The organism is Tunturiibacter lichenicola, from assembly GCF_051013355.1.
In the GTDB taxonomy this organism is placed as follows: Bacteria; Acidobacteriota; Terriglobia; order Terriglobales; family Acidobacteriaceae; genus Edaphobacter; species Edaphobacter lichenicola_F.
In genome coordinates, this window is sequence record NZ_CP132944.1 from 4,694,830 (window position 1) to 4,717,235 (window position 22,406).

At 57.4% G+C, this 22,406-nt stretch carries 25 protein-coding genes; 6 read left to right on the forward strand and 19 right to left on the reverse strand.

The annotated features are described in order from the left end of the window. Positions 1-47 precede the first annotated feature (47 nt). A complete protein-coding gene (locus RBB82_RS19680) occupies positions 48-245 on the forward strand; it encodes a hypothetical protein (protein WP_433972438.1) in 198 nt (65 codons plus the stop codon). A gap of 114 nt (positions 246-359) precedes the next feature. Here the strand turns inward: RBB82_RS19680 and fdhA are convergent, their stop codons facing one another. The 16 genes from fdhA to RBB82_RS19760 form a co-directional block, all read right to left on the reverse strand. Beyond that, positions 360-1,553, reverse strand: coding sequence for a formaldehyde dehydrogenase, glutathione-independent (fdhA, locus tag RBB82_RS19685; protein WP_433972439.1), 1,194 nt, complete (start codon positions 1,551-1,553; stop codon positions 360-362). A gap of 121 nt (positions 1,554-1,674) precedes the next feature. Then, positions 1,675-2,070, reverse strand: a complete 396-nt coding sequence (locus RBB82_RS19690; RefSeq protein ID WP_433972440.1) for a GlcG/HbpS family heme-binding protein — start codon at positions 2,068-2,070, stop codon at positions 1,675-1,677. Between the two features lie 140 nt (positions 2,071-2,210). After that, positions 2,211-2,417 carry a hypothetical protein gene (locus RBB82_RS19695; protein WP_433972441.1) on the reverse strand — a complete coding sequence of 69 codons (207 nt, stop codon included), beginning with the start codon at positions 2,415-2,417 and terminating at the stop codon, positions 2,211-2,213. Between the two features lie 8 nt (positions 2,418-2,425). Then, on the reverse strand, positions 2,426-3,187 hold the full coding sequence (gene sdhB / locus RBB82_RS19700) for a succinate dehydrogenase iron-sulfur subunit (RefSeq protein WP_433972442.1): 762 nt from the start codon (positions 3,185-3,187) through the stop codon (positions 2,426-2,428). 91 nt (positions 3,188-3,278) lie between these two features. Continuing rightward, positions 3,279-3,479: a hypothetical protein gene (locus RBB82_RS19705; protein WP_433972443.1), complete on the reverse strand. Its 201-nt coding sequence runs from the start codon at positions 3,477-3,479 to the stop codon at positions 3,279-3,281. Positions 3,480-3,576: 97 nt separating this feature from the next. Then, positions 3,577-3,975, reverse strand: a complete 399-nt coding sequence (locus RBB82_RS19710; RefSeq protein WP_433972444.1) for a hypothetical protein — start codon at positions 3,973-3,975, stop codon at positions 3,577-3,579. 40 nt (positions 3,976-4,015) lie between these two features. After that, the gene (sdhA, locus tag RBB82_RS19715) at positions 4,016-5,791 is read right to left on the reverse strand and encodes a succinate dehydrogenase flavoprotein subunit (RefSeq protein ID WP_433972445.1); all 1,776 of its coding nucleotides are present in this window, start codon (positions 5,789-5,791) and stop codon (positions 4,016-4,018) included. Positions 5,792-6,083: 292 nt separating this feature from the next. Further along, a complete protein-coding gene (locus RBB82_RS19720; RefSeq protein ID WP_433972446.1) occupies positions 6,084-6,887 on the reverse strand; it encodes a succinate dehydrogenase in 804 nt (267 codons plus the stop codon). A gap of 161 nt (positions 6,888-7,048) precedes the next feature. Continuing rightward, positions 7,049-7,435 carry a VOC family protein gene (locus RBB82_RS19725; protein WP_433972447.1) on the reverse strand — a complete coding sequence of 129 codons (387 nt, stop codon included), beginning with the start codon at positions 7,433-7,435 and terminating at the stop codon, positions 7,049-7,051. 9 nt (positions 7,436-7,444) lie between these two features. Next, positions 7,445-8,074 (reverse strand): non-canonical purine NTP pyrophosphatase, encoded by a 630-nt coding sequence (locus RBB82_RS19730; protein ID WP_433972448.1) that lies wholly within the window; start codon positions 8,072-8,074, stop codon positions 7,445-7,447. A 416-nt stretch (positions 8,075-8,490) separates the two neighbouring features. Continuing rightward, positions 8,491-9,813 carry a hypothetical protein gene (locus RBB82_RS19735; protein ID WP_433972449.1) on the reverse strand — a complete coding sequence of 441 codons (1,323 nt, stop codon included), beginning with the start codon at positions 9,811-9,813 and terminating at the stop codon, positions 8,491-8,493. A gap of 725 nt (positions 9,814-10,538) precedes the next feature. Further along, positions 10,539-11,369 carry a sugar phosphate isomerase/epimerase family protein gene (locus tag RBB82_RS19740; protein ID WP_433972450.1) on the reverse strand — a complete coding sequence of 277 codons (831 nt, stop codon included), beginning with the start codon at positions 11,367-11,369 and terminating at the stop codon, positions 10,539-10,541. Then, on the reverse strand, positions 11,369-12,439 hold the full coding sequence (locus RBB82_RS19745; protein WP_433972451.1) for a Gfo/Idh/MocA family protein: 1,071 nt from the start codon (positions 12,437-12,439) through the stop codon (positions 11,369-11,371). Before RBB82_RS19745 ends, RBB82_RS19740 begins: the two co-directional genes overlap by 1 nt. A gap of 130 nt (positions 12,440-12,569) precedes the next feature. Continuing rightward, complete coding sequence (locus RBB82_RS19750; RefSeq protein ID WP_433972452.1) at positions 12,570-13,328, reverse strand: flagellar motor protein MotB; 759 nt, start codon at positions 13,326-13,328, stop codon at positions 12,570-12,572. Further along, positions 13,325-14,110, reverse strand: coding sequence for a flagellar motor protein (locus RBB82_RS19755; protein ID WP_433972453.1), 786 nt, complete (start codon positions 14,108-14,110; stop codon positions 13,325-13,327). Before RBB82_RS19755 ends, RBB82_RS19750 begins: the two co-directional genes overlap by 4 nt. A gap of 26 nt (positions 14,111-14,136) precedes the next feature. Continuing rightward, a complete protein-coding gene (locus RBB82_RS19760) occupies positions 14,137-14,415 on the reverse strand; it encodes a flagellar FlbD family protein (RefSeq protein ID WP_433972454.1) in 279 nt (92 codons plus the stop codon). Positions 14,416-14,677: 262 nt separating this feature from the next. Between RBB82_RS19760 and RBB82_RS19765 the strand changes: the two genes are divergently transcribed. The 3 genes from RBB82_RS19765 to fliS all read left to right on the forward strand — a co-directional run bounded on the left by RBB82_RS19765 (position 14,678) and on the right by fliS (position 17,532). Continuing rightward, positions 14,678-15,535, forward strand: coding sequence for a flagellin (locus RBB82_RS19765; RefSeq protein ID WP_433972455.1), 858 nt, complete (start codon positions 14,678-14,680; stop codon positions 15,533-15,535). Positions 15,536-15,680: 145 nt separating this feature from the next. Beyond that, the gene (fliD, locus tag RBB82_RS19770; protein WP_433972456.1) at positions 15,681-17,045 is read left to right on the forward strand and encodes a flagellar filament capping protein FliD; all 1,365 of its coding nucleotides are present in this window, start codon (positions 15,681-15,683) and stop codon (positions 17,043-17,045) included. A gap of 13 nt (positions 17,046-17,058) precedes the next feature. Beyond that, positions 17,059-17,532: a flagellar export chaperone FliS gene (fliS, locus tag RBB82_RS19775; protein ID WP_433972457.1), complete on the forward strand. Its 474-nt coding sequence runs from the start codon at positions 17,059-17,061 to the stop codon at positions 17,530-17,532. A gap of 6 nt (positions 17,533-17,538) precedes the next feature. Here fliS and RBB82_RS19780 read toward each other — a convergent pair whose 3' ends face one another. After that, positions 17,539-19,281, reverse strand: coding sequence for an ABC transporter ATP-binding protein (locus RBB82_RS19780; protein WP_433972458.1), 1,743 nt, complete (start codon positions 19,279-19,281; stop codon positions 17,539-17,541). 36 nt (positions 19,282-19,317) lie between these two features. Next, complete coding sequence (locus RBB82_RS19785) at positions 19,318-20,016, reverse strand: FKBP-type peptidyl-prolyl cis-trans isomerase (RefSeq protein WP_433972459.1); 699 nt, start codon at positions 20,014-20,016, stop codon at positions 19,318-19,320. 449 nt (positions 20,017-20,465) lie between these two features. On the opposite strand from RBB82_RS19785, the gene RBB82_RS19790 reads away from it, so the two are divergent. Then, on the forward strand, positions 20,466-20,849 hold the full coding sequence (locus RBB82_RS19790; RefSeq protein WP_433972460.1) for an ArsR/SmtB family transcription factor: 384 nt from the start codon (positions 20,466-20,468) through the stop codon (positions 20,847-20,849). Next, on the forward strand, positions 20,815-21,321 hold the full coding sequence (locus RBB82_RS19795) for an SRPBCC family protein (RefSeq protein WP_433972461.1): 507 nt from the start codon (positions 20,815-20,817) through the stop codon (positions 21,319-21,321). Before RBB82_RS19790 ends, RBB82_RS19795 begins: the two co-directional genes overlap by 35 nt. Before the next feature lie 416 nt (positions 21,322-21,737). On the opposite strand, the gene RBB82_RS19800 is transcribed toward RBB82_RS19795, so the two are convergent. Next, positions 21,738-22,385, reverse strand: coding sequence for a class I SAM-dependent methyltransferase (locus tag RBB82_RS19800; protein ID WP_433972462.1), 648 nt, complete (start codon positions 22,383-22,385; stop codon positions 21,738-21,740). Positions 22,386-22,406: the final 21 nt, after the last annotated feature.

Genomic DNA, 22,406 nt, shown 5'->3' on the forward strand with positions numbered 1-22,406 from the left:
GCAACCTTACGGCCTCTGTATGCCATCTGTTTATGCAGAGGTGATGTATGGCACAGGGTCTTGACGCAACAAAAACTGGAGCACGTCCTTCTCACGAAGCGATTGAAGAAACCGGCACGACTGAAGCCGGTAAAACGGATGAGCAGAAGATGGATCATGCTGCGATGGAGAGTGCTAAGCGCGCTCAAAACCGGATTCACTCGAACGAAGAGACAACGCCGGGCAACTCGATCTTCTCGAAATGATGTTCGTTTCGATGTTTTACGTCAGCACTTAAACCGCTACAGTTGATGCTTAACGTAGAGAAGCCCCGTCGAGATTTCGGCGGGGCTTCCCCATGTTGCGGCGGTGCAGATGAATTAGTTTGCGCCGAGGAGGCCGTGGGGATCGAGGACAAACTTCTTCGCCGCGCCGGAGTCGAACGCTTTGTACCCTTCGGCTGCCTGGCTGAGAGGAATGACTGTTGCGCCGACGATCTTTGCGATGGGCAGGCGATCATAAAGAATGGCCTGCATGAGTTGGCGGTTGTACTTCAAGACCGGTGTCTGACCGGTATAGAAGCGGTGAGATTTTGCCCATCCAAGGCCGAAGCGCATCTTGAGGTTTCCCGTCTTCGAAGCCTCGTCGTGGGCTCCCGGATCCTCGGTGACGTAGAGGCCCGGAATACCGATGGAGCCTGCGGCGCGGGTGACGGTCATGAGCGAGTTGAGCACGGTGGCAGGGGCTTCCTGACCATCTTTGCCCTGGGCTCTTGCTTCGAAGCCGACGGCGTCGATGGAGGCGTCTACCTCTGGTTTGCCGACGACCTTTTCGATAAGTTCGCCGAGGTTCTCGCTTTTGGTGAGGTCGATGGGGGTGAAGCCGACGCTTTCTGCGTGCTTGAGGCGCTCGGCATTCATGTCTCCGATCATGACGACTGCGGCGCCGAGGATGTGTGCGGAGGCGGCGGTGGCTAGACCGACGGGGCCTGCTCCGGCAACGTAGACGATAGACCCGACACCGACACCTGCATTGACCGCACCGTGAAATCCGGTGGGGAGAATGTCGGAGAGCATGGTGAGGTCCTTGATCTTGGACATGGCCTGCTCTTTGTCAGGGAACGGGATGAGGTTGAAGTCGGCGTAGGGGACCATGACGTACTCGGCCTGGCCACCGATCCATCCGCCCATGTCGACGTATCCGTAGGCACCGCCGGCACGGCCTGGGTTTACGTTGAGGCAGACGCCTGACTCCTGCATGCGACAGGTGCGGCAGCGGCCGCATGCCACGTTGAAGGGCACAGTGACGAGGTCGCCCTTCTTGATGTATTCGACGTCAGAGCCAAGCTCGATGACCTCGCCTGTGATTTCGTGGCCAAGAACCATGCCGGTAGGGGCAGTCGTGCGGCCTCGGACCATGTGCTGGTCGGAACCGCAGATGTTCGTAGAGACGACTTTGAGGATGACGCCGTGGTTAATCTGTTTGCCTGCGGGGTTCTGCATCTTAGGAAAGTCGATGGACTGGACTTCTACTTTGTTTTGTCCGAGGAAAACGACTCCAGAGTTTTCTGCCATTTTTCTGCCTCTTCTGTCCTGCGGTTGTGTTTGTCTAAGTGGGCCGCGATCGCCTGCGCGACGCAGCGGAAAGGGCAGCGCGATTCGCGCTACCCTTTGGATGCCTGTTTCTGGTGGAGAGTTAGAGAGCGGCGGCGCCGGCTTCGGCGACTGCGTGATCTTGTACTCCGGAACCCCCGCTGACTCCGATGGCTCCGACGACTTTGCCTTCCTGCTTGAGGGGGATGCCGCCGGCGAAGATCATGACCTTGCCGTCGTTGGAGGCGTGGATGCCGAAGAACTGGTTGCCGGACTGAGAGTGCTCGGCGAGATCCTTGGTGGCGATATCAAAGGCGCGAGAGGTCCAGGCTTTCTTCTGCGAGATGTCGATGGAACCGAGCCAGGCATTGGCCATGCGCTCGAAGGCGATGAGGTTGCCGCCTTCGTCGACTACGGCTACGTTCATGGGCTGCTTGAGCTCTTCAGCTTTCTTTTCGGCTGCGGCGATGATGCGACGGGCGTCTGCTAGTTGGATCATTTGATTCTCCTGATACGAGCTTACTGTGTGATGCATGAGATGAGGGTGAAACCATGTGGAAGCTGACATACAGGAGATGAAATTTTTACATCTTCCATCGCCGTGGTGAGACGGTGATGCGGGCGATTCGTCATGTTGCTTTATTTTGTTGGGCGAAGTGTGCGGAACAGGCCGAGGATGCATGCGGCGACAAGAAAAGTCGTCCCGAGTGCGGTGAATCCGTACATGCCCAGGACTGAGATGTACTGGGGAGTGCTGGGCCATGCTCCTCGGCCTTCGGTCGCGGAGAAAACTGCGTAGGACAGAGCGGCACAGAGGAGCGAGGCGCAGCCTAGCTTAATGATCATGCGCATTATTAACGGGCGAAGAGGTCTTTGACTTGCTGGATGAAGACGTCGCGGCCCATGTCGCTGATGGCTTCGGTGAGTGGGAGCTGTTTGGGGCAGGCCTGGACGCAGTTTTGCGCGAAGCCGCACTCCTGAATGCCGCCGTCCCCGGCTAAGGCACGGAGGCGCTCTTCTTTGAGGACCGCGCCGCTGGGGTCCATGTTGAAGAGTTTGGCCTGGGCGATGGTGGCGGCGCCGACGAAGTTGGTGACGTCGTTGAACTGGGGGCAGACCTCCATGCAGATGGTGCAGGAGATGCAGTTTGATAGGGGGTAGCGCTGCTCCTGGATTTGAGGAGCCTGTCGTGGTCCGGCTCCTAGATCGTAGGAGCCGTCGATGGGGACCCAGGCTTTGACCTTCTTGAGGTTTTCAAAGAGGACGGAGCGATCTACGGCGAGATCGCGGACTACGGGGAACTTGCTGAGGGGGGCTAGTGTGATGGGCTGGTCGTTATTCGGGCCACGAAGTTTGTCGACGAGGGCTGAGCAGGCCATGCGGGCTTTGCCGTTGATGAGCATGGCGCAGGAGCCGCAGATCTCTTCGAGGCAGTTGGAGTCGTAGGTGACTGGGGTGGTCGCCTTGCCGGAGACGTCGACGGGGTTGAGCGCGATCTCGCCGAGGAGGGAGGTGATGTTCATGCCCGGACGGTAGGGGATCTCAAACTTTTCGGTGGTGGCAGGGGCGTCGGGGTTGGACTGACGCTTGATCTCGACCTTGATGGTGCTCGGCATGAATGCTCCTTAACGGCTGCAGATTTCCTGTTCCTTCAGCGTGTGGCCCTGCTGGAGGCGATTGTTGTGAAGGATTGCAGCCGGTGCGGAGTTAGAACGTGCCTATCTTGTGCAGACGTTCTTTTTCCAGTGTTGCGACTGCGATGCCTTCTTCTTTGCTGACCGGAGGACGGCCTTTGAGTGCCTGGGTCCGCTCCGATGGGTGAAGATGCGTGGTGTAGAGATACATATACGCCATGACGCTTGCGAATATGACGGACAGAGCGATGTAGACGAACTGGATGGGTTCCATGCTCGGTTAGACGGTGGAAACGGGTTTTGAGGTGATCAGTCAATTGCATCTTGTACGAGTTTCTTTAGGGCTAAAGCTCCTCTTGCCCATGGTTTTGCTACTCCGAGATGCCCGTTACGGTGAAACGACCTACTGTGCTGTCTGGTAGAACTACGTCGTATACCTGAAATATTGGCGTGTCTCCCATCTCGTGGGGATCTTTTACAAGTCGCGCCTGGCAATCTCCCAGCGCCAATTTGTAGTACTGAAAGGGTGCGTCGCGATCCCCCCGCAGTTCGAGTTTTTTTCCATTGATGACCGCATCCATATAGACCAAGTCTGCAGTTTCACCAGGGCCGGTGTCTTTTCTGCGGTAACGTATTCCTGATATATGCATTTTGACCGGGTAACTATCCCCTGGTTTAACATGTGGTAGTGTTTGTCCGGCACGCATCTTCTGGCCGTGCATTGCCAATGAGCAGAAACAAAAAGCCAAGGCGATAACAACTCTTCTCATGAATCACCTCGATGAATGGATCGAATCGAACAAGTAAGTGCTACGCGGTGGCGTCGTAGCGGCGGGGGCGCGGTTTGATGTGGCTGATGTCTACGTCTTCGAGTTCGAAGGCGGGGGCGTCGTTTTTGTAGCTGGCTTTGGTGGTTTTTAGGAACTTTTCGTCGTTGCGGTCGGGGAAGTCGGGTTTGTAGTGGGCTCCGCGGGACTCGTCGCGGAGACGGGCGCCCTGGACGATGACGCGGCCCAGTTGAAGCATGTTCCAGAGCTGGCGGGTGAAGGCGAAACTGGTGTTGGCCCACTGGCTCTTGTCGGAGAGGTTGACGTTGCGGTAGCGGTCGAGGAGCTCGACGAGCTTGGCGTCGGCTTCGTCGAGGCCGGCGTTGTAGCGGATGATGGTGGCGTGCTTGGTCATGGTGTCGCCGAGTTCGCGCCAGAGCTTGAAGGGGTTTTCGGTGCCGGGGTTGTTGAGGAGGAGGTTGTTGAACTCCTTCTGGCGCTGGAGCTCGGCGGCGTGGCCACCGTCGCCCTCTTGCGCGGGGAGGGACTTGGCGTAGGCGAGGGCTTGTGGGCCGGCTACGAAGCCTCCGTAGATGCAGGAGAGGAGGGAGTTGGCGCCGAGGCGGTTGGCTCCGTGGATGGAGTAGTCGGCCTCGCCTGCGGCGTAGACGCCGGGGATGTTGGTCTGCTGGTTGAAGTCGACCCAGAGGCCGCCCATGGTGTAGTGCATGCCGGGGAAGATCTTCATGGGGACTTCGCGGGGGTCGTCGCCGACGAACTTTTCGTAGATCTCGAGGATGCCTTCGAGCTTGCGGTTGAGGGTTTCCTTGTCGATGTGGGTGAGGTCGAGGTAGACCATGGGCTGGCCGTCGATGCCCATGCCGTGCTCGTAGACGACTTTGAAGATGGCGCGGGTGGCGACGTCGCGGGGGACGAGGTTGCCGTACTTGGGGTACCACTCTTCGAGGAAGTACCAGCGCTCGGATTCGGGGATGGATTTGGCGACGCGCTTATCGTTTTTATCTTTGGGAACCCAGACGCGGCCGCCTTCGCCTCGGGCGGACTCGGACATGAGGCGGAGCTTGTCTTCGCCGGGGATGGCGGTGGGGTGGACCTGGATGAACTCGCCGTTGGCGTAGAAGGCGCCTTGCTGGTAGAGGGCCGATTGTGCGCTGCCGGTGCAGACGACGGAGTTGGTGGATTTGCCGAAGATGGCTCCGTTTCCTCCGGTGCAGACGATGATGGCGTCGGCGGGGAAGGTACGGGTGTCCATGGTGCGGAGATCCATGGCGGTGATGCCGCGGCAGGCGCCCTTGGAATCGAGGACGGCGGAGAGGAACTCCCAACCTTCGTACTTGGTGACTTTGCCTTCGGCTTCGAAGCGGCGGACCTGCTCGTCGAGGGCGTAGAGGAGTTGTTGGCCGGTGGTTGCTCCGGCGAAGGCGGTGCGGTGGTAGAGGGTGCCACCGAAGCGGCGGAAGTCGAGGAGGCCTTCGGGGGTACGGTTGAAGGGGACGCCCATGCGGTCGAGGAGGTCGATGATGGCGGGACCCTGCGCGGTCATGTTTTTGACGGGGGTCTGGTTGGCGAGGAAGTCGCCACCGTAGATGGTGTCGTCGAAGTGCTTGAAGACGTCGTCGCCTTCGCCTTTGAGGTTCTTGGCGGCGTTGATGCCTCCCTGGGCGCAGACGGAGTGGGAGCGCTTGACGGGGACGATGGAGAAGAGGTCGACCTTGCCGCCGGCTTCGGCGATCTTGATGACTGCGGCTAATCCGGCTAGGCCGCCGCCTACTACGATGATTCTGGGTGTTGCTGCCATGGTCATAAGTCCGATCTGAATAAAAATTCTCAAGCTGCCAGGAAAAGGCATGTCATCATCACTGCAACACCAGCAATCTGCATAAGCCGGACTTTTCTCCGAACTTCGTGGGGCAGTACTTGCCAAAGCCGGTGATTGTAATCCCGATTGGTACTTCGGTTAGTTCCCGGCGGAGGAGCATAGCCGGTTTTTGCGTGCCAGCCATCAAGTTCCCGTTGAGCTAAATAGATGGATAGCACTAACCCAGCAAATCCCAGCAAAGCGACTACTGGGTGCGAAATCGGGTGGTTCATCACTGGACGTCACCATTCTGCTTAGGGTTGGTTGAGTTTGGTGGTGGGACTGTTGGTGCGGGTAGGGTGATGCCGGCGGGTTGGGCGGGCATTACGTTGGCGGGGGCGTTGGGATACTTCCAGACGACCGCGTAGATGCTGGCGAGCCCCATGAGGCAGAGGGCCAGGCCGAAGGCGGTGCAGACGTAGCCGAATTTCTTGCGGGCTTTTTCGCCGGGGGTGATGCCCCACTTGGCGGCGAAGAGCCAGATGCCGTAGGCAAAGTGCCAGGTGGTGGCGATCATCGCGATGACGTAGATGGCGAGCATCCAGGGATTCGAAAGTTCAACCTGTACTTTATGGAAGGCGGCGCCGGGGTTCTCCGGGAGGGAGATGCCGCTGAAGCGTTGTCGCCAGACGTGCTGGACAATGTAGAGGAAGGCGATGATGCCCGTTATGCGCTGGGAGACGTACATCCAGTTGCTGGCCCAGGGGTAGACGTTGACGCTGACGCGGCCGCGGAAGGCGATGAAGAGTCCGTAGAGGGCGTGGAAGGCGAGGGGGATGAAGATGAAGGCCCACTCGAGGACGCGGACGAGCGGGAGGGAGTTGAGGAACTTGACCTGCTGGGCGTAGGCGAGGGGGCCGTTGAGGGTCTCGAAGTTGGAGATGATGTGCTCGACGAGGAAGGCGCCGATGGGGACGATGCCGGTGAGGGAGTGGAGCTTGTGCCAGAGGAAGGAGTTGCCCTGGCCGGCGCGGAGTGGCTGCACACCTTTAAGTGGCGGGGTGGCAGGAGGTGCTGGCGAGGCGGCGGTGGCCATGAAGACTCCTTGATTCGTGATTGATGCACTTTGGCAGGATGAAAAAGTGCAGCACGGCGATTATTCCGCTCAGCGAATAGCAGCGTCAAGGAAAGTGCAGCGTTTTGTGCGATTAGCGATGCGCTTGTGCGATTTTTATTCAACTGATGAAAAGCAAGAGCTTATTCGGCAGCTGGGGTGCAGTAAAACTCAATACGGAAGCCGTTGGGGTCGTTGAGCCAGATGTAGTTCTGTTTTCCGTGGGGGTCGATTCCGATCCCGCTGTTAGGAATGCCTGCGGATTTAAGGTGACCGAGGATCTGCTCGAGGTGAGGAAGTGATTCGACCCCTAGGGCGATGTGGTTGAGGCCAGGCTGTTCTTTGTCGTAGGGAGTGGCGGTGCCGGCTGCTTTGGTGAAGAAGAGCCGGGTGTTGGTTCCGATCTTGTAGAGGAAGATGTCCTCGTTTTGGAAGACGGGGTCGCCGAAGAGGGCGGCGTAGAAGGTTTTGGATGCGGGGATGTCGCGGACGCGGAAGACGAGGTGATCGATGGAGAGTGTTGGGAGCATGGCTCGAGTCTATCGCGAGGAGTGGGAATGGAGCCCGGAGGTCAACTCTGAGATGAGAGCGGCGAAGGCTCGGCCGCGATGGCTGAAGGTGAGCTTGGTGGCGATGTCTAGCTCGCCCATGGTTTTGTTTTGGGCGGGGAGGTAGAAGAGGGGGTCGTAGCCGAAGCCGTCGGTGCCGCGGGGGGTGGTGAGGATCTCGCCTTCGACGGCTCCGTGGCCGATGGCGAGGATTTGGCCGTTGCGGGCGGCGGCGAGGACGCAGTGGTAGCGGGCGCTGCGCTCGGTGAGGGGGATGTTGGTGAGGTTGGAGATGAGGTAGAGGTTGTTGCGTTCGTCTGTGGTTGCGTTCGGTGGATCGGTGAAGTGGTGGTCGTCGGCGTAGCGGGCGGAGCGGACGCCGGGTGCTCCGTGGAGGGCGTCAACTTCGAGGCCGGAGTCGTCGGCGATGACGATCTCTCCGGGGGCGTGGTGAGAGTAGTAGATGGCCTTAATGCGGGCGTTGCCTTCGAAGGTGGGCTCGTCTTCGGCGGGGGCGGGGATTTGTTTGAGGTTGGGTAAGGGAGTGAGTGTGATTTCTGGAGATGCCGCAGCGAAGTCGCGGAGCTTGCCGGGGTTGGTGGTGGCGATGTAGAGATTCATGATTGTGTCAACAGTCTAGACATCAACATCCGATCGCAAAATAGAAGAAAAACTGTTCTGGTCTATTTCGGCGTGCCAATTGCCGTTTGAATTGCGATACAGAGTGCCCTTGGCGCATAGGTATGTCGGTCTATCCCTCTCATCGGCGTCAAGGTCGTAGAAATCAAGAGTCATACCTTCCTGAGGCACAATTCCTAGCTTTCGAAGATCTTCGAATGATCCGTGAGTTAGTTGAGTGTGGCCGAGGTACAAATAAACGCTGCCCTTCATTAGTCAATTCTAGCGACGAAGAGATTCTTCCGGCTACTTAGCGCAAATCGAGATGATGATTTTTGCCACGTGAAGTGAAAGGCAAACAGATCCCCTTCGGGGATGACAACAAGAAAGGAAAAATGCACTCCTGCTTTAGGTAGTTGCTATTGCGTTATGCGGAAACGGACGAAGGCTACTACTCCCCACGGGTGAGCGCCGTAGATGGAGACTAGTGCGTTGGGTGTGGTGTAAGTGGTGAACTGAGCGCCGGGCGCGGCAAGAAGGTGTGGGGCGATGCGGTAGTCGCGATCGTATCCGAAGGAGTAGGTGGCGACGTGGCCGAGGGGGGATTCGGTGAAGTTTGGAGGGAGCGCGGAGCCGGGGGGAATGAGGAGTTCGTTGGAGCGGCCGGCGTTTTCGATACGGGTCCAGATGTAGTTGCGGTTGTGAAATTTGAGGAGCGATTCGAGGAGGTAGCTGTTTTCTTTGCCGTTGTCGGTGAGGGATTTTGTGCGGCCCCAGAGGAGGGTGCTCGACCAGTTGCCGGAGTGAGCGCCGTCGGTGGTTGTGGCGCCGAAGGGGCGGTTGTACATGATGGAGGCGGTCTGGCGCTGCTGGTCTTCGCCGGGGTAGAGGGCTTCGGGGCTGACTATGTGGGCGATGGAGTATTGGCTGGTCCAGTTTTGGGTGGGGGAAAAGGTGATGCGGGAGGAGTAGCTGTCGATGGCGAGGCCGTTGGGGGAGGGTTGGAAGCCCCAGCGCTGCTCAGTGGGTTCGGCGCCGTGAAAACCAGACTCTTCAAAGCGGAGCCATCGCCAGGTGAAGCCGCCGGTGAGGACGTTGAAGGCGATGTGGGTGGAGTCTTCCTGGTGGTGGCCGAGGGCGGCGATGGGATCTTCTGAGGCAGAGAGGCGATGCGGGTAGGCGGTGGGGCCGATGGCGGGGTCGCCGACGGGAGCGGCATAGAAGCTCAGGAGCGCGTGCTCGCCAAGGCGAATGTCGTAGAGGGCGGCGACCTCCATGAAGAAGTCGTGAGGGTGCTGGCCGTCGATGATGGGTTTGCCAAATGCGGTTTCGCCTTGCTGGAAGAGCTCGGGATATTGACGGTCACTGACGGTGGCGGGTTCGAGTGAGAGCATGGTGCGGAGGGTGAGTTGGCCGGGGCCAAGCTGACGCATGGCCATGGGCATGATCCAGTTGGTTGAGAATAGCTTGTCGCCGCCTCGGGTGTTGGCGGGGTTCGTGCAGATGAGGTCGAGCTGTTCGCAGGTTTCGGGCGACGGGCCGGCGGGGCTGGAGGCGGCTTGTTGCTGGGTGTCGGCGATGAAGGCGGTGCCGTGGAGCATTAGCATCCAGCCGCGATAGCTTTTCATGATCATGGCGACTGGGGTGGATGCGGGTTCGATGCTGGTGCCGGAGTTTGTGTGGGAGAGTTCGGCATGGATGAGGGTTGATGGCTGGCTCATTCCGTTCATCGTCATCTTCATAGACCCGCCTTCGGGCATGGACGTTTGTTTGGCGCTCATGTCCATGTCGGGCATAGTGGGGAGCTTTGTTTGGGCACGAGAGACAACGGAAGCTAACAGCACAAGTGAAAGCAGGGCTGTGGACGAATGGTTGGGGCGCATACGAGTTCCTTATCCTGAAGGCTGCGTGGTCGGCATACAGCGTGGGGAGACGCTGCGAGGCGGCGCGGTTCAAGAGGGAAATCAGATACGAAGTGCGATGCGGGGTGGGACTTGAGGGGGTGCGGTGGCTCGCGTGGCCGATGGAGCGAGGGAGGATGCGATTTCGTGCGGGAGAACGCGAACGTATGCCGTTAGTAGCTGTATTGGCTGCTGAACTTCGGAGGAGATGATGGCCAAAGGCTGCTGCTGTTGTGCGCTGCAGCAGGAGGGAAGGTTCTGGCTGAGAGGCGATTGCTTTGGGCAATGATCGCACGAGGATTGTCTGGGTTGCTCCACATTCATACACGTCGCCGTGCTCAGGAGAAGAGTTAGTACGCAGAGCAACGTCGCGACGATATGGAGGGTCTTTTTCATTGCCTTACTGTTGGACGTTGAGACTAGTTAGATCGATACATCCAGTGAGTATTTTAAATCAATGTCGTTTCTGTCTTGCGTTGTGTGTCTGTACGAACCATACATAATGCAAGTATAGACTCAATAAGAACATTTGCTTGAGTCTAGCTTGGCTTGATAAGTGGTTGCACTCATGAGGTGGTCTCCACGAGGTGGGTAAGGAACTTTGCGACGTCACGGGTCTTTTCGACCGAAAACCCATGCCCGATCAAGGCCCCATCGTAGCTGGCGGAGCGCAGGGCCGCGACGAAAGCGGGTAGATCGACAGCACCATCACCAGCGGCGACTACCTGACCGGATGCATTGATGTCTTTGGCGTGAGCGAGAAGGATGGAGTCACTTAGCAGTTCAACGGCATGAGATATGACGGTCCTCTGGTGTGTGAGGTTCTCGGGTGATAACAGATTGGCTGCATCGAGCACGATGCCGAGGTGCGGTGAGGCGACTTCGTCGAGCAGTCGTCGGGCTGCTGTGGCATCGCAGATGACGTTTCCTGGCTCCGGTTCTACGGCTAGCTTGACGCCGGTTACATCAGCAAGCCCCAAGGCGTAGTCGAGTTCGGTGCGGAGGTCGTGCCAGGCAGCGGGCGTGTCGTTGTCGGGATGGTGCTGCCACATATCCGACTCGTTGCGAGAGCCAGTGCATAGGGTGACGACGGGTGCACCCATGCGGTGTGCTGCTTTCACCACATTGGCAAAGCCGACGCGAGAAGCAAGCCGGACGGTGGAGTCAGGGTGTGCCATGTTGTAGGTGCCGGAGAGTGCAGCGATGAAAAGGCCATTGGAGCGCGCAAAGTTTGCGACCTCTTCGGCCAATCCGTCGGGCAGGCTCTCAGGAAGACTTGCGAGTCCAGCGGAGAGTAGATTGAATTGCACTCCCGCGTATCCATCCTGCGTGACGGCGAAGAGGACGTCTGCAGTGTTGGTGATCGGGTACGTTCGGGTAAAGATGGCGGGATACACTAAGCAGCTCCCGATACGTCGACCAGCGTGACGGAGTGGCCGGAACGAGCAGACTGAGCGATGGCTACCATGGCGCGAACGGAGGCGACGCCGTCTTCGATCGATGCACCTCGCATCGGCGCGCGATTGAGGATGACATCGGCGAAGGCTTCGAGCTGGCGACGGTAGAAGTGGCCGTCAGCGCCGAGGACACGGCGACAGGTTGCGTCGCTCTCGTGGAAGATCTCCACCTCGCTCGATTTGTAGTACCAGGGGTTGAAGATCTTCCCGATTGCGCTGCCGTGCTCGCCGTATATTTGGAAGCCTTCGTGCCAGTCCATTCTTACTGCGACGGTGAGGTCAAGATGGCCGAGAGTCCCGTTCTCGAACTCCGTTTCGACGAACCAGCAATATGCGCCGAACCGCTCTGAGAGCCGGGCATGCACTGCCTTGATGGGCCCGCTGAAGTGGCGGGCCAAATCGACCAGATGACAGCCGTGGGCCAGCATGTAATAGCGGGCCTTGTCCTTCTTAGGATCATCTTTTGGTTTTAATGCGCTGGCACCAAACCGTGGTACTGGTTGGACGGCATCAGTGACGGTGTAACGGTGGGTTGAATCGCAATACCAGGCCTTGAGCGCGAGAAGTTGGCCGATCTCGTTTTGGATGAAGTCGTGGGTTGCCTCGATGCCTGGATCGAAGCGCAGCATATGGCCAACCTGCAATACAAGGCCGCTCTGCGTAACTTTTTGTGCGAGTTCTTCTACCTCTTCGACCGAGACTCCAACCGGTTTTTCGCAGAGCACATGCTTGCCAGCGGAGAGCGCCTTCAGAGCGGCGGGAACGTGAAAGGCGTCTGAGGTTGCGATAAGGACAGCATCGACCTGCTCGTCGGCCAACATGTCGTCATAGTCGCGGTAGATACGTTCGGCATCGTAGAACTGGCCAAAGCGCTGCGCGAGGCTTTCATCTGCATCGCAGACTGCGCGCAAGATAACGTTGCGGCCTTTTTGCACTGATTCGAGATGGGCAAACTGCGAGATTGGACCGCATCCCAGTATTCCTACGCGTACACAATGTTGTTCTTTCATTGTCTACATCCTCTTGCGTCTGCCCTCACGATCTTATATGACTCGATCCAAGCGCTCCACCTCTCTGATACGGTGCTGGAGTGGCCGTATCAGAGAGAGTGCAGAGTTCGATGGACAGCGAGCGAGCGGGTTATTGTGAAGTTGCCGGGTATCGCAAAAGAATGACGTCGACGCGACGGTTCTGCGTGCGTCCGTCTTCGGTGTTGTTGCTGGCGACAGGGTGAAACTCGGCGTAGCCAGCGGCGGAGAGGTTCGCTGGATTAATGGGGCCGCGTTCGAGGAGCAGGCGAGCGATTGCAGTGGAGCGTGCGGTCGAGAGCTCCCAGTTACTGGCGAACTGCTCGGTTTGGATGGGCACGTTGTCGGTGTGGCCTTCGACGCGAAGTGGCCCTGCAGGTAGAGTGGTTGCGAGGAGGGAGAGCATCGGAATTGATGCTGCACGAACTTCAGCGGAGCCGGAGGGAAAGAAGCCAGCCTCGTGAAGTGAGATGACGAGGCCGTCCGGTGTGATGCGCATGGTCACTCCGCCTGGAGGAATACGGCCAGCGGCGACCTGTTCGGCGAGAAGCTTGCGCAGGCGGGCTTCGGTCTGTTCGAGAGTCTCCGCGCTGGTGGAGGGGAGCGGCGGGACGATAGCCGCGGGGATTGAGTTAGTGATGGCTGCGGCGCTAATGTCTGTGAGCGGCGGTGTCTTCGAGTGGGCGTCGAAGGTCCCGAGGGGGGTGAAGGCGGATTGAATTGCTGCAGACAGTTTCAGCTGCTTCTTCTTGTCCGTCTGGCTGGAGGCGAAGAGTACTACAAAAAAAGCGAAGAGCAGGGTGATGAAGTCGGCGTAGGAGACAAGCCAACGCTCGTGGTTTACATGTTCGGGATGCTTTTTTTTGCTCATGCGTTAACCTCTGCGCTTTTGCTGGCCTTCACTGGATGCGAGTCGAAGAGATAGGTGCGGAGCTTGGTCTCGATCATGCGTGGATTCATGCCTTCCAGAATTGAGATGACGCCCTCGAGCATCATCTCCTTGATCATCTGCTCTTCGCGATGGCGGAACTTGAGTTTTCCTGCGGCGGGGAGGCAGATGAGGTTAGCCATGGCTACGCCGTAGATGGTGGCAACAAAAGCAACGGCGATGCCGCGTCCGACCTCGTCAATGTTGGAGAGGTTCTTCATGACCTGGATGAGTCCGAGGACTGCGCCGATGATGCCGACGGTGGGTGAGTAGCCGCCGGCTGCTTCAAAGACGGCAGGGATCTTCTCTTCGATCTCTGATTTGTTGTCGAGTTCGAGTTGCATGATCTTGCGGACTTCGGCCGGCTCGGTGCCATCGACGGCGAGCATGAGGGCTTGTTTGAGAAAGGGATCAGAGACATTTGCCAGGTCGGCGTCGAGCGAGACGATACCGCTTCTGCGAGCCTTGTTGGCGAACGCGACTATCTGGGCGAGAGTAGCTTCGCCGTTCGATCCCTTGTGAAGAAAGACCTTCATGACTGCTTTGATGGCAGCGACGAGGATATTGAGAGGGAATTGGAGCATGACCGCTCCGACGGTGCCGCCAATGACGATCATGGCCGCAGTGGGTTGGGTGATCTGAGCGATGCTGCCACCTTCGACCATCATGCCGGCGAGAATGCCGATGATAGCGAGAGCGATGCCGCCGATGCTGGCGATATCCATGGGTGTCCTCTTCCAATGTGAAGTTCTTATTCGTTGGAGGTTTTACGGTCCTGTTCGCGAGCGCGCTGGTCGGCGTCGTGCGCGGAGCGGGCGATGACAGCTGGTGCGGCTTCGGGCCAAGCTTTGCGGAGAACAGCCGAACGATACTCCAAGGTGCGCTCTGAGACCTCGCTGCACGGTTCGAGGACGACGAGCTTTTCGCCGGTGATGAGTGTGAGGACGGTGTCGGGCGCGGCCTCGGCATATTTGATGAGGTCACAGTTGACGGCGAGGGGGCTACCGTTCAGGCGTGTCAGTTCGATCATGAGTTAGGACCTTCTTCCAGAAGTCTCATCGGCGCAGAAGCTGACTGCAATAGCAAGCGTGACGGATTACTGCTACGACGGCTTCTGCAGAAGCTCCTACTAAAGTCGCGATTGCGTGCGCCGATGAGGTGTGAGAACGCGGAGCCTTCCGCATGGTGATCCGGATCTTATTGCTGCTTTGTTTGCAGCATGAGTTTGCCGGGCGGGCACCCGGGACTGGCGTCGCGGTAACTCAAACCGAGCAGTATAGGAGCGTTTCCTCATGTCCTTAGGTGTTCTTACTAACATTGCAGCGATCAACGCAGAGAACAGTCTCAACCAGACGCAGAACAGCCTCAATACTGTTCTCCAACAGCTCTCCTCGGGCTCTCGCATCAACAGCGGTTCGGACGACGCGGCTGGCCTTGCCATCTCGGACGGACTGAATGCAAACCAGGCTGCTCTGACGCAGTCTGCACAGAATGCTCAGGACGGCGTTGGCTTGCTGCAGACCGCCGACGGCGCACTGTCACAGGTGACGAACCTGCTCGACCGTGCCGTGACTCTGGCCACCGAAGCGTCCAACGGCACGCTGACCACTGCACAACAGACATCTGCCGATACCGAGTTCCAGAGCATTCTGACCGAGATTGGCAATATCGGCAGCACGACGAACTTTAACAGCATCAACGTCTTTTCTTCGGCGTCGACCAGCTTCGTCGTAAGCGATGGTACTGCGGCTGGCACTTCGACCTTCACCGACACGATCGGAGTCCTCACAACTGCAAGCGTAGGTACTACTGCGGGCGCGGTGCCCGGAGCCGGACAGGCGCTTAATGCAGACAATTTGCTCACCACAACGGCAGCCTCAACGGCACTTACGGATGTGACAACTGCTATCTCTAATGTTTCCTTTCAGCGCGGCACCATCGGCGCTGACGTCAACCAACTAAATGCGGCGTCAAACGTGGCGAGCTCAGAGCAGGTGAACCTTGCTTCTGCATCGAACAGCATTCTGGCGACGAACTTTGGTCAGGCCACCAGCGATCTGGCGAAGTTCCAGGTCCTGAGCCAGACCGGTATCAGCGCGCTGGCACAGGCGAACAGTGTACAGCAGGAGATTCTGAAGCTCCTGCAGTAGACGAACTGAGATGAAGGCGGCCAGGATGCTGATTGTCCTGGCTGCCTTGCCTCGTTTTAGGAACTTAGTTTTTCCTAATTCTTGAGGCAGTCGTAATGGCTGCGGGATTGCATGCTGTTGTGAGGACGCAACAACGGAGGGTGGAATGGGTACGGTTGGATTAAGTTTTGGATCACCGACGAGCGGGCAGGGGTTTGACGTAGCAACAACGGTCGCGCAGATCCAGGCAGCCGCATCTGCTGTGGAGAACCCATGGAATACTCAGTTGACTGGACTCAAAGCACAGGACACCGTCTTTACTGCGCTCGGAACTGATCTTTCAACCTTGACTACCAGTCTCCAGGCTTTGAGCGACTTTGATGGCGTGTTTTCGGAGAAGGAAGGGTCAAGCTCAGATACCAACACGGTGTCACTGACCAGCGCTGCATCCAACGCGACGGCTGGGAGTCATACGATCGTTGTCAACTCACTGGCTACCACCTCGGCCGAGGCGTCGAGTACGATCGCCAACGCCAGCGATCTGCTCTCCGGCAATGTGACCATAACGGTGAACGGCAAGACCGAGACCATATCCGCAGATGGTGACACGTTGTCATCCCTCGCTGCCGCCATCAACTCGGCGGGCGCGGGTGTAACCGCGTCGGTCCTCACGGACTCGACCGGATCGCGGCTCTCGTTGCAGAGCTCGACCAGCGGGGCGGCGGGGCAGATCGATGCGTCGGGAAGCACGCTCAGCGATGGCGGTACGAGTATAGGATTTACAAGCACTCAGGCAGGAGCGGACGGAAGCATCACCGTAGACGGGACTACCCTCGGTGTCAGTTCGAATACGGTAACGAACGCGATTCCGGGAGTTACCTTCCAACTTCTAGCAAAAAGCGCTAATCCTGATGCGCCCGTCCAGGTCGAGATTACGAACGACACTACGGATGTGGAGACAGCGGTAAATAATTTGGTGAATGCGTTCAACGCGGTCACAAAAAGCCTTCAGGCACAGACCGGCAAAGACTCTAACGGGAATCAAGAGCCGCTCTCTGGCACGACGATCTTGTCACAGCTGCAGAGTCAAATCTCGGGAGCACTCTTTGGGGAAGCGGCGAGCGGAGTCATCAAGAGCATTGATCAGCTCGGAATAACTGCTAACCCTGACGGGACTCTGACACTTAATAGCGACACTCTCGACACTGCGATCAACAGTAACTTCTCTGACGTCGCTGGCTTCTTTCAGAATACGGGTAGCTTTGGGCAGAATCTCGCGACTACGCTCAATAACCTGGGCACTCAAGCGCCAAATGGCGCCATCTTCCTCGCTCAGCAACAGAACAGTGCTCAGGAGACACAGCTCGGCACAAATATCACCAATGAGAACGCGCTACTCGCTACACAGAAGACACAGCTCACGAATGAATTGAACGCTGCTAACCAGATATTGCAATCGATCCCAAGCCAGCTCGACGAAGTCAACTCTGTATTCGACTCTGTGACCGGTTTCAACCCGAACCAACAGTAAAAAGGACAAGCAAGTGAGCGAGAGCAACTATCAGCAGCAGGCCTTAATCGGTGCAACGGGCGTCGAGCTTATCATTGCTCTCTATGATGGGATGATTCGTTTTCTTTACCGAGCGATGCAGTGCGTGGAAGAAGGCGATACTCACGGTCGGCGGATTGCGGTCAAGAAAGTTGTTGATATTCTGATGTATCTTCAGGCGCGCCTGCGACCCGATGTTGGTGGAAGTGTTGCCGCTTCGCTCGCTGATTTTTATGCGACGATGTTCACGATGACGCTTGAGGCGTCCCATCTTGAATCAGCGGAGCAGTTTCAGGAGGTGATCGGGTTAGTGCGAAACGTTCGCGAGGCATGGGTGGTGGTGGCTCGCGATCCTGAAGCCGGAAGAGTATTGCCGCGAGAGCTGCGAACTCGCGAAGAGAAGTTTGTGGCGCCTTCAGAGGTGCTCGCAGGCAACAGCGAAGCAAGTGCTTCGCGATGGCTGGCCTAGCTGCAACTAGGTTGCTACTGAGAGCTCTTCTTCGAGACGCTGCTTCTCGAAGAGGCTGGTGTAGTATCCGTTGCGCGTGATCAGCTCTTCGTGGGTACCTAGCTCTGCGATGCGACCTGCGACGAGAACGGCGATTTGGTCGGCGTTGCGGGCGGTTGAGATTCGGTGGGAGATGAAGACTGTGGTGCGGCTACCCATACCCTGACGAAGGCCATTCAGGATGCGCTCTTCGGTGTAGGTGTCGACGCTGGCGAGGGCGTCGTCGAGGATGAGAATCCTTGGTTCGCGAATGACTGCGCGAGCGATTGCTGTGCGCTGCTTTTGGCCGCCAGAGAGCGTAATTCCACGTTCGCCGACCATGGTGTCGAAGCCCTTGGGAAACTCGAGGATCTCTTTGCCGATGTGCGCAATGCTGGCCGCGTCGTGAATCTGCTCCTGGGACGCTTCGGGACGGCCGAAGGAGATGTTCTGTCGGATGGTATCGGAGAAGAGGAATGTCTCTTGCGGAACGAAGCCGATACTCTTACGTAACCCGGCCAAGGTAAAGTTGCGGATAGGCTCACCGTCTATGAGGACTTCGTCTGGTGGAGCGTCATGTAGGCGTGGGATGAGGCCGACAAGAGTGGATTTTCCTGATCCCGTGGGGCCGACGATGGCAAGGCTAGTGCCAGCGGGGATGCGTAGGTTGATGTCTTGAAGAACCGGCGGACCGTCGGGGTAGGAGAACGTCAGATTGCGGAACTCGATCTCTCCGTTGATCGGCGTATCAGTTGCGGTCGGTGAGTCCGCGATGGACGGTTGTTGCTTGAGGAGCTCATCGATACGGACGACTGATGCAGTGCCGCGTTGGAAGAGATTGACGACCCAGCCAACGGCGATCATGGGCCAGGTGAGTTGCACCATGTAGACGTTGAATGAAGTGAACTGACCCACGGATATGCGGTGGGCGACGACTTCGTGACCGCCGACCAAGAGCGTAATCATGAGAGAGAGACCGAGCACGAACTCGAGGGTCGGCCAAAGCATAGCCATGAGGCGGACGAGGTGCAGACTACGTTTGATGTACTCGATGTTGGCGGTTTCGAAGGAGGAGATCTCGGCTTCCTCCTGTGCGAAGGCGCGGATGAGGCGGGCGCCGGAGAAGTTCTCCTGAGCCTTCGCGGAGATGTCGGAGAACATCGCCTGGATGCGTTCGAACCTGCGGTGAATACGGTTGCCGAAGTATTGGACGAGGACCGACGCCATGGGGAGGGGGACGAAGGCGAAGAAGGTCAGCTTCGGGCTGATGCGATACATGAAGGGAAGGGCGGCCGCGGTGAAGACGATGGTGTTCGCGCTATACATGATCGCTGGACCAAGGAGTTGACGAACGGCGTTAAGGTCGTTGGTTGTGCGCGCCATGATGTCGCCGGTGCGATGAGTGTGAAAGAAGCTTGGGGCTTGACGCTCGAGGTTGCTGAAGAGATCGTTACGAAGGTCGAACTCAATCTCGCGGGACGCTCCGATTATGACTTGTCGTGTGATGTAGAGAAAGACTGCGGATAAGACTGCAATCAGGAGTAAGCGAAGGGTGTGGTGGACCACCTTTGCTTCGGTAATGCCGTGCTGCATGTCGTCGATGGCGTGGCCGATGACGAGCGGGATCAAAACCTTAATTGTGTTGTATAAGACGACCGCGACCCCACCCCAGGCGAGATGCTTCCAATATCGACGGAGGTAGGGTGCGAGCGGTCTAAGTCTTTCCAACATATTTGTTTGCGTGGCTTTCCTTGGGATCAGATGAGACTACAGGCCCTCAGGATGCGGGGGAGTCGTCGGCTGAGTTGAGGGTGTGGTGGAGTCTGTCGGTGGTGCATCGGTAGACGGCTTGGGGGTCGGTGCTGTTGAAGGTTGAGCGGGAGCGTCTGCCGGCTTTGGTTGGGCGGTGGGATTTGCTGGGGCGGGGGGGGCCTGTTTTGGGGCGGCAGGCGGGGTGTCCGACTGGGAGACCAGCTCCAGGTCGAAGATGAGGTCGGCTTTGGCTGGGATGACGGGGGGGCGGCCGGATTCGCCGTACGCGAGTTGGTAGGGGATGAAGAGGCGACGTTTGCCGCCGACGTGCATGCCCTGAAATCCGGTGTCCCAGCCTGCGATGACACGGTGTCCGCCGTAGGGGAAGGTGATGGGTTCTGCGCCGGGGTGGTCAAAGGAGGAGTCGAACTTGGTGCCGTTAGTGAGCCAGCCGGTGTAGCGGACGGTGTAGTATTTGCGGTCTTCGGCGAGTGGGCCGGTGCCGACCTTGATGTCGACGTACTTGATGGCGTAGAGAGTCTTCGGGATGCCGACTACTTTGGGGATATTTGGTGGTGTAGTGGCGGTCTTTGCGGCGGTTGTGGTGTGGTGCGTGGCGGTTGCGGTTGTTGTCTTTGGGGTGGTGGTCGTCTGGGCGGTGGCGGCTGTGGTGATGGCGGCCAGGAGGGCGATCGAGGAGAGCTTGGCGGTCATTATGGTTCCAGTTTAGGTTGTTTTGGGTGCTTTTTTGTGGCGCTATCGTGGTGATTTGTAGTGATTTTGTGGTGTTTCGTGGTGGAGGCCTGTCGGGAGGCCCTCCCCCCTCGCCTTTGGGGGGTATTTTGCACATAAGTTATTTTATTTGTTCAGTTTGCAGGGCTGAGGTGCTTGTAAAATATTGCAAATGAAAGGCTTACTCGCAAAATATTCAAAATAAAAGGCTTGTCTCTGCCGACGACGTAGGTTTTTAGTGCTTAGAAAAAAAATGCCCCCTTATCTCTATTGTAAAGACTTTGGCTAACTAATACGCCAAAGCTGGTCGATGTTCTTGTCGGTGGGCTGGTGCCGGTTCCATGTTCTCGGAACTTGCGGTATCAGGATATTTTCAATTCTATTTAACTTTTTGGTTGATTGGTTTTTGTGTTCGAGTTATATTCAACCATATGGTTGAATCATCAGTTGCGGCACTAGATTGTGTGTTTCATGCTCTGTCGGACGCGACGCGGCGGGCTATCTTGCGGGATGTGACGCTGGAGGCTAAGACGGTCGGGGAGATTGCGGAGCCTTACAGCATGTCGCTGGCGGCTGTGTCCAAGCACCTGCAGGTGTTGGAGCGGGCGGAGTTGATTCGGAGGGAGAAAAAAGGGAACTACCGGATGGTGCGGTTGAATGCGGATGCTCTGCGGGCGGCGCAGGCCTGGCTGACCTACTACGAAACCTTCTGGACTGGGCGGCTGGATGCTCTCCAGAGCTACCTGGAAGCGGCGGGGACGCCGGGAGAGGATGTTCGGAATGGCAACTCTGGCGATGAATCAGCAGAAGGCTAATGTTGGTGAAGGCGGCGGCGCTCTGATGTTGGAGATGACACGCGTGATTCGTGCGAGCCGTGCTCGCGTGTATGAGGCGTGGACCCGACCGGAGGTTGTGAAGGAGTGGTTTGGATCGAAGTCCAAGGTCGTGTCGGCGGCGACGTTCGATGTGCGCGAGGGCGGGGAGTACGCGATTGAGTGTTTCGGCAAGCCGTGCAATCCGAAGCCGGGGGAAGTGGATGAGAGCAGAGTATTGATTGTTCGCGGTGAGTATCGGAAGGTGGTTCCAAATGAGCTGCTGCAGTTTACCTGGTATGGAAACCGGGATCCGTCTGAGGTTTCGCTCGTTACTGTCTCGTTGAGAGATGTTGAGGGTGGAACAGAGATTACGTTGAGGCATGAGCAGTTTGCCACAGAAAGCTCACGTGATGACCACCAGCATGGTTGGAGTGATTTGCTGCCTAACCTGGCGAAGTTGGTTGAGGGCTGAGTGCTCGGGCTGCAAAGAAGGAACAGGGCGGCGGATGGATGGGTCCGCCGCTTTTTCTGCACATGGAATCAGATCGCGGGTGAGTTGTTTTCGATACAAATGCGAGAGGCACGGCTCGCGCCGCGCCTTTCTTTGTACTGCTGAAGATCTTTATGTTGTTGGGTTGAACGATACCAGGATAGAGACGAAGACCACTCCAAAAAGGATCACCAGCAGCGGCCACCAACGATCAATCCAAGGCACTGATTCATTTGACGCACTCATCTCAAACTCTCCTAGACCACTTCTAGATCCTAACTGAGACTGCAGCGATGCTCAATCTGCTTTTTGTGAAAGAGGTAGGAGTGCATTAGGCGCAATTGTTATCTCGAGTTTGGGTTTGCTCGTGGCGGTAGTCGCATAAAATGCAGCTATCGCTAGATCGATAATCGATAGGCTCGGCTCTCGTCTGTTGGGCTTGCGACAAACTCCGCATGGCGGTCATCCTCGGACATTGGGATTACCTCACACCACACCATTTGGAAGTCGTTCTGAAACACTTCCGCGTGCTCCGGCTTCTGATAAACAATTTCAAGATTCGTCGGATTGGTGCCAAAATGCATTTTCATTTTGTTGGCCAACCGCCGCATGACCGGTTCAGCAAACGGATTGTAGAGATACACCAGACAAGGTCCAGCGGGCCACTCCAACTCCAGAGCGTCGCCACACACAATTCGAATCGGACTTTTTGCTTTACCCTGTGTGTTCCATTTAGTCACGTTAGTCTGCGCTATCTCTGCCAACTTCGTGTTTAGTTCGACTCCTACTACCTCCCTAAAGCCGAGTTCTGAGGCGAGGAGTGCGGCTCTTCCTTTACCACATCCAAAGTCGATGAAGGTGTACTCCCCGAGAGTATGTGCTGGGCTGCTCGCTTGCCAGCGCTCCATCGCGCCATAAAAGCGCGACGGCGGTATTGCTGCATAGCCTGCAATGAATCTATCGTTGGCGTGCCCGACGGCAAGATCGTGGCCTGGTATGAGGCCGTCAGTTGTCACCATATTCTGCACATCGAACGGATGTGCCACTTGCGTCTCTTGCCGTCCAAA

Coding starts and splice junctions, on each gene's coding strand:
- RBB82_RS19680 (WP_433972438.1), top strand. CDS start 48: ATGGCACAGGGTCTTGACGCAACAAAAACTGGAGCACGTCCTTCTCAC.
- fdhA (WP_433972439.1), bottom strand. CDS start 1,553: ATGGCAGAAAACTCTGGAGTCGTTTTCCTCGGACAAAACAAAGTAGAA.
- RBB82_RS19690 (WP_433972440.1), bottom strand. CDS start 2,070: ATGATCCAACTAGCAGACGCCCGTCGCATCATCGCCGCAGCCGAAAAG.
- RBB82_RS19695 (WP_433972441.1), bottom strand. CDS start 2,417: ATGATCATTAAGCTAGGCTGCGCCTCGCTCCTCTGTGCCGCTCTGTCC.
- sdhB (WP_433972442.1), bottom strand. CDS start 3,187: ATGCCGAGCACCATCAAGGTCGAGATCAAGCGTCAGTCCAACCCCGAC.
- RBB82_RS19705 (WP_433972443.1), bottom strand. CDS start 3,479: ATGGAACCCATCCAGTTCGTCTACATCGCTCTGTCCGTCATATTCGCA.
- RBB82_RS19710 (WP_433972444.1), bottom strand. CDS start 3,975: ATGAGAAGAGTTGTTATCGCCTTGGCTTTTTGTTTCTGCTCATTGGCA.
- sdhA (WP_433972445.1), bottom strand. CDS start 5,791: ATGGCAGCAACACCCAGAATCATCGTAGTAGGCGGCGGCCTAGCCGGA.
- RBB82_RS19720 (WP_433972446.1), bottom strand. CDS start 6,887: ATGGCCACCGCCGCCTCGCCAGCACCTCCTGCCACCCCGCCACTTAAA.
- RBB82_RS19725 (WP_433972447.1), bottom strand. CDS start 7,435: ATGCTCCCAACACTCTCCATCGATCACCTCGTCTTCCGCGTCCGCGAC.
- RBB82_RS19730 (WP_433972448.1), bottom strand. CDS start 8,074: ATGAATCTCTACATCGCCACCACCAACCCCGGCAAGCTCCGCGACTTC.
- RBB82_RS19735 (WP_433972449.1), bottom strand. CDS start 9,813: ATGAAGATGACGATGAACGGAATGAGCCAGCCATCAACCCTCATCCAT.
- RBB82_RS19745 (WP_433972451.1), bottom strand. CDS start 12,439: ATGAAAGAACAACATTGTGTACGCGTAGGAATACTGGGATGCGGTCCA.
- RBB82_RS19750 (WP_433972452.1), bottom strand. CDS start 13,328: ATGAGCAAAAAAAAGCATCCCGAACATGTAAACCACGAGCGTTGGCTT.
- RBB82_RS19755 (WP_433972453.1), bottom strand. CDS start 14,110: ATGGATATCGCCAGCATCGGCGGCATCGCTCTCGCTATCATCGGCATT.
- RBB82_RS19760 (WP_433972454.1), bottom strand. CDS start 14,415: ATGATCGAACTGACACGCCTGAACGGTAGCCCCCTCGCCGTCAACTGT.
- RBB82_RS19765 (WP_433972455.1), top strand. CDS start 14,678: ATGTCCTTAGGTGTTCTTACTAACATTGCAGCGATCAACGCAGAGAAC.
- fliD (WP_433972456.1), top strand. CDS start 15,681: ATGGGTACGGTTGGATTAAGTTTTGGATCACCGACGAGCGGGCAGGGG.
- RBB82_RS19780 (WP_433972458.1), bottom strand. CDS start 19,281: ATGTTGGAAAGACTTAGACCGCTCGCACCCTACCTCCGTCGATATTGG.
- RBB82_RS19785 (WP_433972459.1), bottom strand. CDS start 20,016: ATGACCGCCAAGCTCTCCTCGATCGCCCTCCTGGCCGCCATCACCACA.
- RBB82_RS19790 (WP_433972460.1), top strand. CDS start 20,466: ATGGTTGAATCATCAGTTGCGGCACTAGATTGTGTGTTTCATGCTCTG.
- RBB82_RS19795 (WP_433972461.1), top strand. CDS start 20,815: ATGGCAACTCTGGCGATGAATCAGCAGAAGGCTAATGTTGGTGAAGGC.